This window comes from Campylobacter sp. B0100352/1 (assembly GCF_020135855.1).
Classification (GTDB): Bacteria; Campylobacterota; Campylobacteria; order Campylobacterales; family Campylobacteraceae; genus Campylobacter_D; species Campylobacter_D taeniopygiae.
Genome location: NZ_JACHTP010000017.1, coordinates 23,886 through 40,411 on the forward strand (window position 1 = coordinate 23,886; position 16,526 = coordinate 40,411).

Genomic DNA, 16,526 nt, shown 5'->3' on the forward strand with positions numbered 1-16,526 from the left:
TTAAGGAAGATATATTGTTTAAAAGATTTCTTGTTTTATTTTTTATGGGAGTATCTATAATTAGGGCATCTGATTTAGTTAAGATTTATTTAGATCAGGGTTTAGATGCTGTTGGGGTAGAGATTGAAAAAGAGCTAATGGATAAAAATTTTTGGTTGTCTGAAATAGCGGATAAAAATGTCTCTCTTGGATATTATAGCAGTAAAGTTGATATTGTTCTTACAAATAAAACCGATAAAATTCTCCGCGTGTATTCCTATGATGATGGAAAAATTAAAAAGGATTTTGAACAAAAATCAATTATTACGGGTCTAATGGGAGATAAAAAAGTTGAAGGGGATTTAAAAACCCCTATAGGTTTTTATGAGTTAGGACAAAGATTTAATCCAGGAGATCCTTACTACGGTCCTTTTGCTTTTGCAACGACTTATCCAAATTTATTAGATAAAGTACAGGGAAAAACTGGTGGTGGAATTTGGATACATGGCTATCCTTTAGATGGCACTAGAATTGATGAGTTTAAAACAAAGGGTTGTATAGCTTTATTTAATGAAAATCTTGAGAAATTTGCCAAAGTAGTTCAAGATAAAAAAGTATTTGTAATGACTGAAGAAAAGGATAAAGTTAGAGCAAAAAAAGAAGAGATTGCTTCTTTGTTTGCAGATCTTTTTGCTTGGAAATTCGCTTGGACAAATAATAATATTGATTCTTATTTGGGATTTTATGATCAAAATGAATTTAAACGTTTTGATAAAATGAAATTTGAGCAATTTGCTTCTATGAAAAAAATTATTTTTTCTCGCAAAGAGAATAAAAAGATAAAATTTTCAGATATTAATATTAGCCCTTATCCAAATTTAAATAATGAAGTTATATATAGAATTTCTTTTTATGAAGATTATTATACTAAAAATTATCAATTTAAAGGAAATAAAACCTTATATGTTAAATTAAACGATAAAGGAAAAATGAAAATTTTAGCAGAGCAATGATTTTATGTCTGTTATTAAACTAAATCAAAAATCATACGAGAATAATTTAAAACAAATTATTGAAAAAACTAAAGATCCTTCAAAAATAATTTGTGTTTTTAAAGATAACGCTTATGGACATGGAGCTAAAATACTAGCTCCTATACCTAAAAAATTCGGTATTAATTTTGTTGCGGTTAAAAATGAAAAAGAAGCTTACGAAATTCAAGACTTCTTTAAAAATATTTTAATACTTTCACATAGACCCAACGGAAATGAAAATTCTCAATTTATATACGCTTTAAATGAAATTTCTAAGGTTAGAGAATATAAAATCGGTACAAGAATTCATCTTAAAATAGATACAGGAATGCACAGGAATGGTATTTTTGTAGAAAATATAGAGGATGCTTTTTTTAAAATTGATGAGGCGAGATTAAATTTAGAAGGAATATTTACGCATTTTTCAAGTGCTGATGAGTTGGATGCAAGTTTTTTTATTCAAAAACAAAAGTTCTATGAAGCCAAAATGTTGGCACAAAAAAAATATGATCATTTAATTTTTCATTCTTTTAATTCAGCGGCCTTGTTTAGAGCTAAAGATATTCCTAAAGATGAGTTTTTTAGAATAGGCATTGCTCAATTTGGTTACGGAGATGAAAAATTAGAAAAAATTTTAAGTCTTTATGCTCATAAATTAAGCGAAAGAATTTTAAATTCCGGTCAAAGCGTAGGATATGGTAGATCTTTTAGTGCTGATAAAAAAATAAAAATTGCTACTTATGATTTAGGTTATGCTGATGGGTTATTTCGTTACAATGGAAAAGGCAATTTGACTTTAGCAAATCATAAAAATATTTTAGGCAAAATTTCGATGGATAGTTTTTCTTGTGAAGATTGTGGCGAGGAAATTTGCGTTTTTAATGATGCTAATATTTGGGCTGATTTTTTCAATACAATTTCATATGAAATTTTAGTTAAACTTCATCCAGATATTCCAAGGATTTTGGTGTAATGTTTAATATAGTTTTAGTTAATCCTAGAATTCCTCAGAATACAGGAAGTATAGGAAGGATGTGTTATAATGCAGGTTTTAAACTTCATATTATTAAGCCAATTGTCTTTGATATTTCGCAAAAGGCTGTTCGTAGAGCAGGACTTGATTATTGGGAAAAATTAGAGCCGATAATTTGGGAAAATTTGGAACTTTTTTTAGACCAAAACTTAAAATTTAAAGATCGTTTCTTTTTTGCTACAACAAAGAGTAAAAAACCATATTTTGATGCCAAATTTAAAGAAAATGATTTTTTATTTTTTGGAAGTGAGAGTTATGGTTTGCCTATGGAACTTATGCAAATTAATTGGCAAAATGCTATTACTATTCCGATGAAATCTTGTGGAAGAAGTTTAAATTTAGCTACTAGTGTTGGTATTGTTTCTTATGAGGCCTTAAGGCAAAATTTTAAATATTTTATTTCCTAGGGTAACAAATTTATATTTTTTTATTATATTTTTTCATAAGTAAATGTGTTTTTCATCAAAAATATGTTAAAGTAAATTGAAATTAAGATGAAAGGATACACATGGGAGAACAAAATTTAAATATTTCATTCAGTGAAAAAATTATCAATTATTTAGGATACATTACTCCTTATACAGATACAATAATGGTTATTTTGCTTATTGTTTGCGGAATTTATTACAGTTTTTTGACAGGTTTTGTGCAATTTCGTATGCTTAAATCCGTATTTTCAATTTTAACAGAAAGAAATGGTGAGGGTTCTAAAGAACATATTTCACCTTTTCAAGCTTTGATGATATCAACAGCTTCTAGAGTTGGAATAGGTAATATTGCAGGGATTTCGTATGCACTTACAACAGGGGGTGCTGGAGCTTTATTTTGGATGTGGATTATGGCGTTTTTTGGCGGAGCTTCAGCGTTTGCAGAAAGTACTTTAGCGCAAATTTATAAATCCAAAGATGAAACAGGTGGCTTTAAAGGAGGCCCTGCTTATTACATAAGAAAAGCTTTGGGTTCACATTTTTTTGGATCTTTCTTCGCTTTTATATTGATTATTACTTATGCTTATGGCTTTAATGGCTTGCAAAGTCAAACGATGACATCTGCATTTAAAGTATATTATGATATGTTTAATCCAAATTCTACAACAGGATTTGCTTCAAGCTATTGGCCTATTGTTATTGGTATTGTTTTAACAATTTTTGGTTCTTGGATGTTTTTTTCTCACCATACAAAAATTGGCAAAATAAGCTCTTTAATTGTTCCTTTTATGGCTATGGCTTATATTTTACTTGCAATTATTGCTGTTTTAATGAATTTTGACAAAATTCCTTCTGTAATTCATATGGTTTTATTGAGTGCTTTTGATTTTAAAGCAATTTTTGGCGGTTTTGCTGGTTCTGTTTTGGTTATAGGAATAAAAAGAGGACTCTTCTCAAATGAAGCAGGGATGGGATCTGCACCAAATGCAGCCGCAGCAGCTCTTACTAGTCATCCTGTTAAACAAGGTATTATTCAATCTTTTTCAGTATTGATCGATGTTGTCGTTTGTACTAGTTCTGGATTTTTAGTGCTTTTTTCTATGGCTTATTTAAATTTTCACGGAAGTAATGTTGGAGATGGTATGCCTTTAGTGCAAGAGGCTATGAGAGAATATTATGGCGGCTTTGGAATCCATTTTGTTACTATTGCTATCGTTCTTTTTGCTATTACATCATTGATTGGAAATTATTATTATGCGCAAACTAATGTAAAATATTTGACAAATTCTAAGTTTGTGATGAATTTATTTAGAGTAAGTGCAGTAGCTATGATATTTGTAGGATCGCAGATGAATTTAAAACTTGCTTGGAGTTTAGCAGATCTTACTATGGCTTTTATGGCGACAACAAATATTATTTCTTTACTGCTTTTAGGTGCTATTGTAAATAAAACATTAAAAGATTTTAACACTCAGCAAAAAGCAAAAAAGGATCCTCATTTTAGCGCGTCTAAATTAAATATAAAAAATGCAGAATGCTGGAGTTAATCAGTCTTGATTTTCAAGACTGATTAAATACTGATTAAATTTAGTGATTTAAAACTTTATTTAAAAATTCTTTTAATCTTTCATTTTTTGGATGTTCAAAGACCTCTTTAGGGGTGTCATCAATTGCTATATTTCCTTTGTCCATAAAGAAAATTCGATTGGCAACGTTTTTGGCAAAACCCATTTCATGAGTAACTACAAGCATAGTTAAGCCTTCTTTTGCAAGATCTTTCATGATGCTTAAAACTTCTCCTATCATTTCAGGATCGAGTGCTGAAGTGGGTTCATCAAATAAAATAACATCCGGATTCATCATCAAGCTTCTTGCAATAGCTATACGTTGTTTTTGCCCACCTGAAAGTTGGTGAGGCATAGCATCTTCTTTATCACAAAGTCCAACTTTTTTAAGTAAATTTCTAGCTTTTTTGATGGCTGCTTCTTGATTTAAAATTTTAGTTTTTACAGGGGCTAGGCATAAATTTTGCATAATGGTTTTATTGGCAAAAAGATTAAAATGCTGAAAAACCATGCTGACTTTTTGGCGTATTTTATTTATGTCTGTTTTAGGATCTAATATATTTTCACCTTTGATAAAAATTTCCCCACTGTCGGCTAATTCTAGTCTATTAATACAACGTAAAAAAGTACTTTTTCCACCTCCACTTGGCCCTATAATAGCTATAATATCGCCTTGTGAAATTTCAGTATTGATATTTTTTAAAACTTCTAAATTGCCATATTTTTTATGTAAATTTTTTATTTTAATCATTTTTATTAATCCTAGTTTCAAGTTTTTTAGCAAAATAACTGAAAATTTTAACGCTGATATAATAAATTAACCCTGTAAATATAATAGGCTTAGGATTATAAAAAATTGCTTGTAAGCTTTGACTTTGCATGGTAATATCAATGACGCTGATAAAACCAACCACGGAGGTTTCTTTAAATAAAGAAATAAATTCATTTGCTAGGGCAGGTAAAATATTTTTTATAGCTTGCGGAAGGATAATTTCTTTCATAGAGGTTTGATAATCAAGTCCCATAGCACGAGCAGCCTCCATTTGCCCTTTGTCTATGCTATTAATCCCACTTCTAACTATTTCTGCAATATAAGCAGAGCTATTTAGCCCTAAAGCGAAAATAGCTGCGTATAGATTATCAATAAAAGTTAAAATCACAAAAGAAAAAATCATAAGTTGTAAAATAACAGGGGTTCCACGAATAATATCAATATATTCATCGATAATAAAATTTAAGGCTTTAATATTAAAAAATCTTAAAATGGCTAAACCAAAGCCAACGATTATTCCAATAAAAACGGCACAAACGGTAAGTAAAAGAGTGATGCCATAGCTTTTTAAATATGCATTTGCATTAGCTGTGTAACCATAGCTTATTTCTCCATTGGAATTTTTAATTTGTAAAATTTCAATAGGAAAAGAAAAATAAGCCCATAAAATTATAATGACAAGAAATACAAAAATTCTGATATTTTTCTGATTCAAAATCAATCACCCCTTAAAATAATCTCAAAAACTTAAATTCTATAAAATTATCTTTGATTTTTCTTTAAATATTTATAAAATTATGTTAGGATTTTTAAAGGGGGCTTATATATGTCAATTTTAGATTTTATTTTTGTAGCTTTTTTTGTCTTTTTTATGATTTTTTTAATTATAGGTTTTAATCGTCAAATGAGTGAAAAAGCTAAAGAAAAAGAAAAAAGATTTCAAAAATATAAAACAAGGAGAGATGATGAGTAAAAAAATTTTAGTTCCAATGGCACAAGGTTTTGAAGAGACTGAATTGATAAGCGTAGTTGATGTTTTAAGACGTGCTAAAGAAGTGGGTGGGGATTTGGAAGTAATCACGGCTTCTTTAAATTCTGATCTTTTTGTAAAAGGATCCCACGGAGTTATCATTAAGGCTGATTATTTGCTAAAAGACATTACGCATATGGATTTTGACGCTATTGCTTTAGCGGGTGGATATGAAGGTATGAATAATCTTAAACAATCAGATGAAATTTTAAATATCATTAAAAAACTTCATGATAATAATAAAATTGTCGCTGCTATTTGTGCATCCCCTATAGTTTTAGATGCTGCAGGAGTTTTAAAGGATGAATTCACCTGCTATCCAGGTTGTGAGATTGGACTTAACGGTACTCGTCTTAATCAAGCTATAGTTGTAAATAAAAATATCATCACTTCAGCAGGCCCTGCAACAGCTATTCTTTTTGGTTTAGAATTAGCAAAACATCTATGCTCTAATGAAATTTATGATAAATTACATGAGATGATGTTGATGCCTTTGGTAAAATAATTTATTGCTTTTGTGGGGTTGTAAAACCTCCAAGCATATGAAAATGCAAATGAAACACTTCTTGTCCGCTATCTTTTCCACAATTTGTTATCAATTTATACCCGCTTTCATGGATATTTAGCAATATGGCTAATTCTTGGATAAAGCTTGTCATTTTTGCCATAAGTTCTGGATCAAATTCTTGAAAATTTTTAAAATGTTTTTTTGGAATAATAAGCACATGAATAGGAGCTTTTGGAGCGATATCGTGAAAAGCTAGAAAATCATTGTTTTCAAGTACTTTATTGCATGGAATTTTACCTTCAACTATAAGTTCAAAAACTGTTTTTTCTTGCATGCATTCTCCTTGTCATTGAATATTAATAATTTAGAATTATATCTCTAAAAGTTTAATTTTTATGCTGAATTTAAAATACTTTTTAATAAAATTAAAATCAGATTTCACTTTGATTGGGGTAAAAATTGCAAAATTTTATTAAACAAGTTGAAGAGTGTAATAATTTAAATGATTTAGAGGCACTTAGAATTTCAGTTCTTGGCAAAAAAGGTGTTTTAACAGAAAGTTTTTCAAAACTTAAAAATTTAGAAGGCGATGCTAAAAAAGAATTAGCTGCTACTTTAAATTTAGAAAAAGAAGCTTTCAATAAAGCCTATTTGGCCAAATTTAAAATTTTAGAAAATCTTGCACTTGAAGAAAAAATGAAACAAGATGTGCTTGATTTTAATTATTTTGATGAAAATACGACAAAAGGTGCTTTGCACCCTGTAATGAGCACTATGGATAAAATCATAGAATATTTTTTAAGTTTGAATTTTAGTATAGAAAAAGGTCCTTTAATCGAGGATGAATTTCATAATTTTGAAGCTTTAAATTTACCAAAATCTCATCCAGCTAGAGATATGCAAGATACTTTTTATTTTGATGATAAAAGACTTTTGAGAACTCAAACTTCACCAGTGCAAATTAGAACGATGCTAACCCAAAAACCTCCTATTAGAATGATAGCACCTGGTGCGGTTTTTAGAAGAGATTTTGATATAACTCATACTCCAATGTTTCATCAAATAGAAGGACTAGTTGTAGAAGAAGGGCAAAAAGTAAGCTTTACACACTTAAAAAGTATTTTAGAAGATTTTTTACATTTTATGTTTGATGACGTAAAAATTCGCTTTCGTCCTAGTTTTTTTCCTTTCACTGAACCTTCAGCTGAAGTGGATATTTCTTGCGTATTTTGCAAAGGAAGTGGTTGTAGGGTATGCAAACAAACAGGATGGTTAGAGGTTTTAGGATGTGGAATTGTTGATCCTAATGTATTTAATTTTATAGGTTATAAAAATGTAAGTGGTTATGCCTTTGGTCTTGGGGTGGAACGTTTTGCTATGCTTTTGCACCAAATTCCTGATTTGAGATCTTTATTTGAAGGCGATTTAAGATTATTGGAGCAATTTAGATGATAATTACTAAAAGTTGGTTAAGTGATTGGTTAGATCTTGAGAGTATAAGCGCTGAAGAAATTGTTTTTAAATTAAATTCTATAGGTATTGAAGTTGATAAAGTTTGCAATTTAAAAGTTCCTAGCAAAGTTGTAGTGGGTTTTGTAAAAGAGAAAATAAAACATGAAAATTCTGATAAACTCAGCATTTGTCAAGTGGATGTTGGAAATGAGATCTTGCAAATTGTATGTGGTGCTAAAAATGTAGAACAAGGACAATATGTTGCTGTGGCACTTAAAGGTGCTTGTATGCCAAATGGGATGGAAATTAAAGATGCTAAGCTAAGAGGGGTAGATTCTCATGGTATGCTTTGTTCAAGCTTAGAATTAGGTTTTGGTAAAACTAATGAAGGTATTATGGTTTTAGATGAAAGTATAGGTACTTTAGAACTTGGAAAAGAGTTAAATTCCTATGAAATTTTTAATGATGTATTGATTGAGGTTGAATTAACTCCAAATAGGGGAGATTGCCTTAGTATATACGGCATAGCACGAGATTTAGCCGTAGCTTTTAATTTAAATTTAAAAGAGCTTAAGTCTTTCAAAGAGAATGAAAATGTGTTAGGTATAGGAAGAGTTTTGCGTCTTAATGCGCAAAAAGATTTACATAGTTTTTATAATTACAGAGCTATAGAGATTAAAGATGATTTGCAACTAGATTTGATCATTTCTTTACGTTTAGCTCAAATTGAAAATTTAGAAAATAATCCTATACAAAATTTATTAAATTATGTTATACATTCAACAGGTGTTTTGTTTAATGCTTATGATTTAAGCGATTTTACTAAAGAAAATGAGGAAATCACTTTAAATTTGAGTAAAGAAAAATTAGGAGAAACAAAAATTTCTTGCCAAAATAAAACTTTAAGTATTAGCGGCTTTTATCAAGAGCAAGAATATAAATGTAAAGAGACTTCTAAGCTAGTAATTATTGAAGCTAATTATACAGATCCTAATGTGATAGCTAATGCAAAGTTAAATTATAAAAAACAAGATGAAAAAATTTTTTATAGAAGTTTTAGGGGGAGTGAGCCTAAATTATATTTAGGAATGGATTTTTTACTTAATATTCTTAAACAAAATCCTAATTTAAGTATATATAGTTCCTCTCAGCAAGTTTTACTTGATAAAAAACTTTTAACCATACCTATAAATATTGATCATATTAATAATATCATAGGCCAAGATATTGATAAGGATGATATCTTAAATATTTTGAAAAAATTAGGTTTTAAAATAATACTTTTAGATGATAAATTAATGAATGCTGAAGTTCCAATACATAGACCAGACGTAAGTAATTTGGCAGATATTTGTGAAGAAATCGTTAGGATGATAGGGATTAATAATATAGTTTCTAAAAATTTAGAATTTTTAGGAAAAAATCGTCTTAATTTAACTTATTTTTCTTATAAAAAACTTTTAGAATTAAGAAAAAATGCTGTAAATAATGGCTATTTTGAAAGTTTGCACTATGTTTTAGATAATAGCGAAGAGCTTGAAAATTTAGGATTTGATACTGTAAAAATAAAACTTTTAAATCCGATAACTAATGAGTTAAATACCTTAAGAACGACTTTGTTAAATCATCTTTTAAATGCTGTTAGCTTAAATACAAAAAATTCAAAAAAAATCATTAAACTTTTTGAAGCAGGATCTATTTTTTCTAAAGACACAGAGGAAATCAATAAAATCGCTTTTGTGCATTCAGGTTATAAAGAAGAGCCTAAAATCGCAAATAAGGCCAAACCAAGATTTGTGAATTTTTATGATTTTCTTTTAGATATTAAAAACATTATCGGTGATTTTAAACTCAAGCTTTCTCATTATAGTTTTTTAAGTCCTTATGAGCAAGCAGAAATATTTATAGGTGATAAAAATATAGGTTTTATCGGTCGTTTGCATTTGAAATTAGAAAATGAAAAAGACTTAATGAAAACATATGTTTGTGAGTTAAATTTAGATCTCATCAAAGAAGAGAAAAAGGTTGCCAAAAATTATTCTAAATTTCCTGCTGTAAATAGGGATCTTAGCGTATTGGTTCCTAAAGGATATGCGTATGAGGGTATTAAAAAAGCTATAGAAGAATTAAATTTAGAAATACTTGAAAATTTTAGATTGGTGGATTTATATAGCGATGAAAACCTTAAAGATTTTTATAGTTTAACCATAGCCTTCGTTTTTAGAGATATGAATAAAACTTTAGAAGATAATCAAATTGTAGAAAGTATGGATAAGATTATACAAAAATTAAAAGAAATGGGTCTTGATTTAAGATGATTATTCATGCTTTATCTGATAGCTTTGAAATAGAAATTTCAGATATTGCAGCAGATAAAAGCATTTCTCATCGTTTTGCGATCTTTTCTCTTTTAACAAAAAAAGAAAATAAAGCTAAGAATTATCTCTTAGCTCAAGATACTTTAAACACACTCGAAATCTTAAAAAAGCTAGGTGCTGAAGTTAAGATTTATGGATCAAATGTAAGTATAATTCCGCCTAGAAAAATTTTATCCCCTAAGGATATATTATATTGCGGGAATTCTGGAACTCTTATGCGTTTAATGATAGGATTTTTATCAGGAATTTCTGGTTTTTTTGTCTTAAGCGGAGATACATCTTTAAATAACCGCCCTATGAAAAGAATTTGCAATCCTCTTAAAAATATCGGAGCAAAAATTTATGGCAGAGAGGACGCAAATTTAGCGCCAATTTGCATAGAGGGACAAAAATTATATTCTTTTAATCACGAGAGTCAAATTTCATCAGCTCAAGTTAAAACGGCTATGATTTTATCGGCTTTAAATGCAAATGGAAATTCTGTATTTAAAGAACCAAAATTGAGTAGAAATCATAGTGAGAATATGTTAAAAGCAATGGGTGCTCCTTTAAAAATAAGTGAAGATGGTTTAAAAATTGAAATATCAAATTTAAAAGAGTCCCTAAAAGAACAAGATATCGAAATTCCTAACGATCCATCTTCAGCCTTTTATTTTGTACTTGCAGCAATAATTATCCCCAATTCAAAAATAAAAATAAGCAATGTTTTGTTAAATCCTACTCGCATAGAAGCTTATAAAATTTTACAAAAAATGGGAGCTAAAATAGAAATAAAAATCACTCAAAATCATTTTGAGAGTATAGGAGAGATTGAAGCGAGTTTTAGCAAACTGAAAGGAATTGAGTTTAAAGAAAATATAGCGTGGCTTATAGATGAAATTCCTGCTTTAGCTATCGCTTTTGCTTTAGCCAATGGGGTTTCTATACTTAAAAATGCACAAGAGCTTAGAGTTAAAGAAAGCGATAGAATTCATGCTATAGTTTCAAATTTGAGGCTTTGCGGAGTTAAGGTTGAGGAATTTGAAGATGGTTTTAAGATAGAAGGTGGAAAAGTAAATAAAGCTAAAATAAAAAGTTATAAGGATCATCGTATTGCTATGAGTTTTGCTATTTTGGGTATGATTTGCGGAATGGAAATTGATGATTTTGAATGCATTGAAACTTCTTTTCCAAATTTTATAGAAATTTTAAAAAGATTAGGGGTAAAAATTGATTATTGAATTAGCCAAGAACTATGGTTTTTGTTTTGGGGTAAAAAGAGCAATTAAAAAAGCTGAACAAATTAAGGATGCTGCAACTATAGGCCCACTTATACATAACAATGAAGAAATTTTACGTTTGCAAAAAGATTTCAATGTGAAAACCTTAGAGGATATTAATGCATTAAGTAATGAAAAAAAAGCCATTATAAGAACTCATGGTATCACAAAGCAAGATTTGGCTGATCTAAAAAAAAGAAACATTGAAATTTTTGACGCAACGTGTCCTTTTGTAACAAAGCCTCAGCAAATTTGCGAACGCATGAGTGATGAAGGTTATGAAGTCGTTATTTTTGGTGATGAAAATCATCCAGAGGTGAAAGGTGTGAAAAGCTATGTAAGTACAAAAGCTTACGTTGTTTTAGATAAAAAAGAACTTGAAAATATTAAGTTGCCAAATAAGATTGCTGTGGTAAGTCAAACAACTAAAAAACCTGAACATTTTATGGAAATAGTTAATTTTTTAATGCTAAGGGTTAAAGAAGTTAGGGTTTTTAATACCATTTGCGATGCAACATTTAAAAATCAAGATGCCATTAAAGAACTTTCTGCAAAAAGCGATGTGGTAGTGGTTGTAGGTGGTAAGAATTCGGCCAATACTAAGCAACTTTTTTTAATAGCAAAAATGCATTGTGAAGATAGCTATCTTATTGAGACAGAAGAAGAATTAAAAAAAGAATGGTTTTTGGATAAAAAACATTGTGGAATTAGTGCAGGTGCTAGCACTCCAGATTGGATTATAGATAAGGTAATTGCTAAAATTAAAACTTTTGTTGATTAAAGCACAATATTTTATTTTTTTAAAAGCTAAATAAAACTACAATTTAAAAAATTAACAAAAGCTAAATTTTTAATATTTAGAATGAGGAAATTTAAAATTATTTTAAAGGACAGTGATGATTGAGGCGAACAATAAAGTTCAAAGTGGTTTGGATGATTTTTTCGAGGAAGAAGATTTTGGACAACTTTTAGATGCTTTTGACAAATCAAAAGAAGAGGCAATGGCAGAAGGAGTGATCGTAGAGATCAAGAATGATGAAGTTTATGTTGATATAGGTAAAAAATCCGAGGGAATTTTGCCACTTGCTGAAATTCAAAAAGACGATGGACAATTATTGTTTAAAACTGGAGATAGGATCAAAGTTGCTGTAGTAGGTTATTATGGCGGAAGATCTTTATTGTCCCATAAAAAGGCTTTGAGAAAAGAAAAAGCGATTGAATTTATTAAAAATTACAAAGAAGAAGATTCTGAAAATATATTTAATGTTAAAGTAGTTGGAAAAAATAAAGGCGGGCTTATTGTTGTTGATGACAATGATATCGAATTCTTTTTACCTAGATCTCAATATGGTTTTAAGGAAAGTAATAATGTTTTAGGTAAAACCTTTAAAGTGAAGATTATTAAAATCGATCATGAGGAACAAAGCATCATTGTTTCTCGAAAGAAAACTTTAGATGATGAAAGAAAAAAACGTAAAGAACTGATCAATAATATCGCTCAAGAACAAGGAGTGATTGAAGGCATAGTTAAAAAAATTACTACTTATGGTATGTTTGTTGATGTAGGTGGGATTGATGGATTGGTTCATTATAGTGAAATTTCTTACAAGGGTCCAGTAAATCCAAGTCTTTTTTACAAAGAGGGCGATAAAGTTCCAGTTAAAGTTATAAGTTACAATAAAGAACGTAAGCACCTTTCATTATCTATTAAAGCAGCTTTGCCTGATCCTTGGAGTGAAATAAAAGATAGTCTTGAGGTAGGCGATACAATTAAAGTTATCGTTTCAAATATAGAGCCTTATGGAGCTTTTGTGGATTTGGGCAATGATATTGAAGGATTTTTACACATCAGTGAAATTTCTTGGGATAAAAATATTAAAAACCCAAAAGATTATATAAGCAAGGGACAAGAAATTGATGTAGAAGTTATTGAAATAAATTCCGATGAAAGACGTTTAAGAGTTTCTTTGAGAAATTTACTTTCAAAGCCTTTTGATGAATTTTTGAAAAAATATAAATTATCAGATGTTTTAGAAGGCGAAGTTACTTTAACAACTGCTTTTGGAGCATTTATAAATCTTGGTATGATTGAGGGATTATTGCATAATGAAGATGCCTCTTGGTCAAGAAGCGATAAGTGTAAAGATAAATTTAAAGTTGGTGACAAGGTTAAGGTAAAAATTATAAAAATAGATACAGAAAATCAAAAGATTTCTCTTAGTACAAAAGAACTTTGTGAGTCACCAGTTCAAGAATATGCTAAAAATCATAAAGTTGGAGATATCGTTAAAGGTAGAATTCGCGATATTAAAGATTTTGGTATTTTTGTAGAGCTTAGTCAAAATGTTGATGCGCTTATTCATAAAGAAGATATTAGCAATTCAACTTTAGAAAATTTGAAAATAGATGATGAAATTGAAGCAGCTATTGTTTTCATCGATGAAAAGAAAAATAGAATTCGCTTAAGTGTTAAAAATTTAGTTAAAATGAAAGAACGTGAAGTTTTAAATGAAATAAATGATAATGATAAAATCACTTTAGGTGATATCATAAAAGATCAATTAGCTTAATGATAAAAAAATATCTAACCATAGGCATTTTAAGCATATTATTGCTTAGTTTATTTGTAGTGGTTTTGGTATTAATCTCTAAATTTAAAGCAAATTCAGATTTCATTCCTGAATTTGCTCATAATGTAAGCATAGAAAAAGAAGGCCAGCAAAAAAATAATGAAGATTTTACTTGGCAAGAAGAGCTTGCTAAGTGGCCAAGCAAAAATTTCACTCCTGCAGCAGAGCAATTTAATCTTTATGTTGATGTTGATACTAGCGATTTAAAAGAAAAAAGCAAATATTATCAACTCATTGTAGATAAAAATGATATTTATTCAGTATTTTGTCTAAAGCAAACTTTAAAATCTTTTGATGTGAAATACTTTTTATTAAAATCTAGCGGTAGTCCAGAAATTTTTTTAGATACTGACAATAAAGAACTTATTGATGAAATTATTAAAGAACTCAAAAAATATAAAATTAGCACTCAAGCTAAAGAAATTTGGCTCTAATTTATTTCTTATTCATTGATTTATTTTTCTAGGAAGTATTATAATGGCACTTATTGATCTAATTGATGCGAATAAAAGATTTGATGAAAAAATAGTTTTAAATGAAGCAAATTTTAGTGCCAATGATGGCGAAAAAATAGCTATTATTGGTAAAAATGGAGAAGGAAAATCCACTTTTTTAAAGATACTCTTTGGTGTCTTAAATTTAGATAGCGGTCGCGTTATAAGACAAAATGGAAAAAGCATTGCAATGCTTTCTCAAAATGTAGATTTTCATGCAAATTTAAGCGTTAGGGATGCTATCAAACAAGAGCTTTCAGAAATTTATACCGCTTTAGAAGAATATGAAGAACTCCATTTAAAATTAGAACAAAATCCAGAAAACAAAGAATATTTAAAACAAATGGATTTGATTATGGCTTTGATAGAAAGCAAAGATGCTTGGAATATAGAAGCTAAGATAAATCGCGTTTTAAAAGAATTTGATCTATTAAAATACATTGATCGTTTAGTATGTACATTAAGTGGCGGTGAGATACGCAGGGTAGGGCTTTGCATACTCATATTAAAAAATCCTGATATTTTATTGCTTGATGAGCCAACAAATCATTTAGATGTTTATATGACGAGTTTTTTAGAGGACTTGTTAAAAGAATCTAAAATGTGTGTTATTTTTATTTCGCATGATCGTTATTTTATTGATGCTATTGCTGATAAGTGTGTGGAAATTGAAAATGGAAAATTAAGTGTTTTTAAAGGAGGATATGCAAACTATCTTGAAAAAAAGGCACAAATTTTAGAAAGTCTTACTAAGAGTCATGAGACTTTATTAAAGCAGTTAAAAAGTGAAGAAGAATGGTTAAGACGCGGTGTTAAAGCAAGGCTAAAAAGAAATGAGGGAAGAAAAGAGCGCATTTTAAGAATGCGAGAAGAGGCTAAAAAAAATCCAGGGGCTATAAAACGTTTGAGACTTGAAATTTCAAGATCTACGCTTAATTTTAATGCTGATAAGGTAATGAACCGAAAAAAAATGTTATTTGAGATTAAGAATGTGAGTAAAAGTATAGAAGATAAAATGCTTTTTAGAGATTTTTCAGCCCGTATTTTACAAGGAGAGCGTATAGCTATAGTGGGAAAAAATGGTTGTGGAAAATCTACTTTTTTAAAAATGCTTTTAGGGCAAATTAAGCAAGATAGCGGAGAGATTAAAAGAGGGGAAATTAAGATAGGGTATTTTGATCAAGCTAGAAATTTGGTAAATTCAGATAAAACCTTGCTTGAAATTTTTTGTCCTAATGGTGGAGATAGAGTTCAAGTAAGAGATAAAAATATGCATGTTTATGGATATTTGAAAAATTTTTTATTTCCTAAAGAATTTTTAGATAAAAGTGTTTCTGTATTAAGTGGAGGAGAAAAAAATCGAGTAGCTTTGGCTTTACTTTTTACTCAAACTTATGATATTTTAGTGCTTGATGAGCCAACCAATGATTTAGATATCTCAACGATTAATATTTTAGAAGAGTATTTGTTAAATTTTGAGGGAGCGATTTTATTTGTATCTCATGATAGGTATTTTGTTGATAAAATAGCGAATAAAATTTATGCTTTTGAGGGAAATTCTTCGATCAATATTTTACATACTCTTTATACGGAATATCTTGAAAATGAAAAAGAATTGCACGAATTTGATAATTTTACCTTAAGTCTTGAAAATTCAATTTCAAACAGCAATCAAAAAGAGAAAAAAAGCCAAAAATTAAGCTATAAAGAAAATGAAATTTTAAACCATCATCCAGAAAAAATAGAAATCATTGAAAAACAAATTGAGCAATTAAATAAAGATTTGTCAAATCCTAGTGTTTATCAAAATATCGGTATTAATAAACTTTATGAAGAGTTGCAAAAGGCACAAGAAGAGTTGGAAACACTTGAAATGGAGTATTTTGCAGTTTTAGAAAAAAGCGAAAATTTGCAAAAAGAAATATAAAATACACTATTTATAAAAATACATATATCCATAAAAA

16 protein-coding genes are annotated in these 16,526 nt (G+C 29.0%); 13 read left to right on the forward strand and 3 right to left on the reverse strand.

The genetic code is table 11. The annotated features are described in order from the left end of the window. Window positions 1–44: 44 nt before the first annotated feature. From H2279_RS06050 to H2279_RS06065, 4 genes are all read left to right on the forward strand, one after another. Entirely contained in the window at window positions 45–992 is a 948-nt protein-coding gene (locus H2279_RS06050) for a L,D-transpeptidase family protein (protein WP_337195927.1), read from the forward strand. A 4-nt stretch (window positions 993–996) separates the two neighbouring features. Beyond that, on the forward strand, window positions 997–1,986 hold the full coding sequence (locus H2279_RS06055) for an alanine racemase (protein WP_337195919.1): 990 nt from the start codon (window positions 997–999) through the stop codon (window positions 1,984–1,986). Beyond that, complete coding sequence (locus H2279_RS06060) at window positions 1,986–2,453, forward strand: tRNA (cytidine(34)-2'-O)-methyltransferase (RefSeq protein WP_137624334.1); 468 nt, start codon at window positions 1,986–1,988, stop codon at window positions 2,451–2,453. Before H2279_RS06055 ends, H2279_RS06060 begins: the two co-directional genes overlap by 1 nt. 101 nt (window positions 2,454–2,554) lie before the next feature. Next, the gene (locus H2279_RS06065) at window positions 2,555–4,021 is read left to right on the forward strand and encodes an alanine/glycine:cation symporter family protein (protein ID WP_137624333.1); all 1,467 of its coding nucleotides are present in this window, start codon (window positions 2,555–2,557) and stop codon (window positions 4,019–4,021) included. A gap of 40 nt (window positions 4,022–4,061) precedes the next feature. Here the strand turns inward: H2279_RS06065 and H2279_RS06070 are convergent, their stop codons facing one another. Both H2279_RS06070 and H2279_RS06075 read right to left on the reverse strand, forming a co-directional pair. Further along, window positions 4,062–4,790, reverse strand: a complete 729-nt coding sequence (locus H2279_RS06070) for an amino acid ABC transporter ATP-binding protein (RefSeq protein ID WP_337195920.1) — start codon at window positions 4,788–4,790, stop codon at window positions 4,062–4,064. Continuing rightward, the gene (locus H2279_RS06075) at window positions 4,783–5,526 is read right to left on the reverse strand and encodes an amino acid ABC transporter permease (protein ID WP_137624331.1); all 744 of its coding nucleotides are present in this window, start codon (window positions 5,524–5,526) and stop codon (window positions 4,783–4,785) included. The genes H2279_RS06070 and H2279_RS06075 overlap by 8 nt, the downstream gene beginning before the upstream one ends. Window positions 5,527–5,637: 111 nt before the next feature. On the opposite strand from H2279_RS06075, the gene H2279_RS06080 reads away from it, so the two are divergent. Further along, a complete protein-coding gene (locus H2279_RS06080) occupies window positions 5,638–5,784 on the forward strand; it encodes a hypothetical protein (protein WP_337195921.1) in 147 nt (48 codons plus the stop codon). Then, complete coding sequence (locus H2279_RS06085) at window positions 5,777–6,346, forward strand: DJ-1 family glyoxalase III (protein ID WP_337195922.1); 570 nt, start codon at window positions 5,777–5,779, stop codon at window positions 6,344–6,346. The genes H2279_RS06080 and H2279_RS06085 overlap by 8 nt, the downstream gene beginning before the upstream one ends. A 1-nt stretch (window position 6,347) precedes the next feature. On the opposite strand, the gene H2279_RS06090 is transcribed toward H2279_RS06085, so the two are convergent. Beyond that, a complete protein-coding gene (locus tag H2279_RS06090) occupies window positions 6,348–6,683 on the reverse strand; it encodes a histidine triad nucleotide-binding protein (protein ID WP_137624329.1) in 336 nt (111 codons plus the stop codon). Window positions 6,684–6,808: 125 nt separating this feature from the next. On the opposite strand from H2279_RS06090, the gene pheS reads away from it, so the two are divergent. The 7 genes from pheS to abc-f all read left to right on the forward strand — a co-directional run bounded on the left by pheS (window position 6,809) and on the right by abc-f (window position 16,489). Next, a complete protein-coding gene (gene pheS, locus H2279_RS06095) occupies window positions 6,809–7,801 on the forward strand; it encodes a phenylalanine--tRNA ligase subunit alpha (protein ID WP_337195923.1) in 993 nt (330 codons plus the stop codon). Further along, on the forward strand, window positions 7,798–10,119 hold the full coding sequence (gene pheT, locus H2279_RS06100) for a phenylalanine--tRNA ligase subunit beta (protein ID WP_337195924.1): 2,322 nt from the start codon (window positions 7,798–7,800) through the stop codon (window positions 10,117–10,119). The genes pheS and pheT overlap by 4 nt, the downstream gene beginning before the upstream one ends. Further along, window positions 10,116–11,399, forward strand: a complete 1,284-nt coding sequence (gene aroA, locus H2279_RS06105; RefSeq protein WP_337195925.1) for a 3-phosphoshikimate 1-carboxyvinyltransferase — start codon at window positions 10,116–10,118, stop codon at window positions 11,397–11,399. The genes pheT and aroA overlap by 4 nt, the downstream gene beginning before the upstream one ends. Then, entirely contained in the window at window positions 11,389–12,219 is an 831-nt protein-coding gene (locus tag H2279_RS06110) for a 4-hydroxy-3-methylbut-2-enyl diphosphate reductase (protein ID WP_337195926.1), read from the forward strand. The genes aroA and H2279_RS06110 overlap by 11 nt, the downstream gene beginning before the upstream one ends. Before the next feature lie 115 nt (window positions 12,220–12,334). Beyond that, on the forward strand, window positions 12,335–14,008 hold the full coding sequence (locus H2279_RS06115; protein WP_137624324.1) for a 30S ribosomal protein S1: 1,674 nt from the start codon (window positions 12,335–12,337) through the stop codon (window positions 14,006–14,008). After that, complete coding sequence (locus tag H2279_RS06120) at window positions 14,008–14,502, forward strand: hypothetical protein (RefSeq protein ID WP_246023785.1); 495 nt, start codon at window positions 14,008–14,010, stop codon at window positions 14,500–14,502. The genes H2279_RS06115 and H2279_RS06120 overlap by 1 nt, the downstream gene beginning before the upstream one ends. A 43-nt stretch (window positions 14,503–14,545) precedes the next feature. Then, the gene (gene abc-f, locus H2279_RS06125) at window positions 14,546–16,489 is read left to right on the forward strand and encodes a ribosomal protection-like ABC-F family protein (protein WP_137624323.1); all 1,944 of its coding nucleotides are present in this window, start codon (window positions 14,546–14,548) and stop codon (window positions 16,487–16,489) included. Window positions 16,490–16,526: the final 37 nt, after the last annotated feature.

Coding starts and splice junctions, on each gene's coding strand:
- H2279_RS06050 (WP_337195927.1), top strand. CDS start 45: ATGGGAGTATCTATAATTAGGGCATCTGATTTAGTTAAGATTTATTTA.
- H2279_RS06055 (WP_337195919.1), top strand. CDS start 997: ATGTCTGTTATTAAACTAAATCAAAAATCATACGAGAATAATTTAAAA.
- H2279_RS06060 (WP_137624334.1), top strand. CDS start 1,986: ATGTTTAATATAGTTTTAGTTAATCCTAGAATTCCTCAGAATACAGGA.
- H2279_RS06065 (WP_137624333.1), top strand. CDS start 2,555: ATGGGAGAACAAAATTTAAATATTTCATTCAGTGAAAAAATTATCAAT.
- H2279_RS06070 (WP_337195920.1), bottom strand. CDS start 4,790: ATGATTAAAATAAAAAATTTACATAAAAAATATGGCAATTTAGAAGTT.
- H2279_RS06080 (WP_337195921.1), top strand. CDS start 5,638: ATGTCAATTTTAGATTTTATTTTTGTAGCTTTTTTTGTCTTTTTTATG.
- H2279_RS06085 (WP_337195922.1), top strand. CDS start 5,777: ATGAGTAAAAAAATTTTAGTTCCAATGGCACAAGGTTTTGAAGAGACT.
- H2279_RS06090 (WP_137624329.1), bottom strand. CDS start 6,683: ATGCAAGAAAAAACAGTTTTTGAACTTATAGTTGAAGGTAAAATTCCA.
- pheT (WP_337195924.1), top strand. CDS start 7,798: ATGATAATTACTAAAAGTTGGTTAAGTGATTGGTTAGATCTTGAGAGT.
- aroA (WP_337195925.1), top strand. CDS start 10,116: ATGATTATTCATGCTTTATCTGATAGCTTTGAAATAGAAATTTCAGAT.
- H2279_RS06115 (WP_137624324.1), top strand. CDS start 12,335: ATGATTGAGGCGAACAATAAAGTTCAAAGTGGTTTGGATGATTTTTTC.
- H2279_RS06120 (WP_246023785.1), top strand. CDS start 14,008: ATGATAAAAAAATATCTAACCATAGGCATTTTAAGCATATTATTGCTT.
- abc-f (WP_137624323.1), top strand. CDS start 14,546: ATGGCACTTATTGATCTAATTGATGCGAATAAAAGATTTGATGAAAAA.